Source organism: Endothiovibrio diazotrophicus, assembly GCF_054657215.1.
Genome location: NZ_BAAHXB010000295.1, coordinates 1 through 688, shown reverse-complemented (window position 1 = coordinate 688; position 688 = coordinate 1). Strand labels below are relative to the sequence as shown.

1 protein-coding gene is annotated in these 688 nt (G+C 69.6%); it reads right to left on the bottom strand.

Annotated elements, in window-relative coordinates; genetic code table 11:
- Positions 1 to 26 precede the first annotated feature (26 nt).
- The coding region (locus ACYQ2W_RS26505; RefSeq protein ID WP_459874108.1) for a diguanylate cyclase domain-containing protein at positions 27 to 688 on the bottom strand (662 nt) is incomplete at its 5' end.

Genomic DNA, 688 nt, shown 5'->3' with positions numbered 1-688 from the left:
AGCCCTCGCTCACGCCGGCGGCCCGGTCACCGCGGGAGCAGCGGCCTGCGCACCCCCTTGGCCAAGGCGTAGCACCCCTTCCCGGCGCGCTTCGCCGCGTACAAGTAGTCGTCGGCGCGGGAGAGCAACTGGTCCGGCCGATCGCCGTCGTCCGCATAGAAGGCGATGCCGATGGAGAGGCCGATCTTGCATTCGATCCCGTCGCTGCAGGGAATCGGTCGGCTCACCTCGGCGATCAACTTGTCGGCGACGGCGAGCGCATCCTCGCGCCGCTCCAGTTCGGCGATCAGCAACGTGAACTCGTCACCGCCCATGCGCGCCACCAGATCCTCCTTGCGCACCGCCGCCTTGAGCCGCCGGGCAACCTCCACCAGCACCCGGTCGCCGGTCTCGTGACCGTAGCGGTCATTGACCGCCTTGAAGCCGTCGAGATCCATGAAGAAGAGCGCCACCCGGTGGTCGTTGCGCTCCGCGTGGGCCAGCGCGGTGGCGAGCTGGACGGAGAAGACCGAACGGTTGGGCAGGTCGGTCAGCACGTCGTGGCTGGCCAGATAGGCCAGCTCCTCGGTGCGCTCGGCGACGATCCGCTCCAGCCCCTCCTGATGCTCGCGCAGCGCCCCTTCCGCATCCCGCCGCGCCTGTAGCGCCATCTCGTACTCGCCGAGCAGGCGGTTGGCGCGCTCGGCGA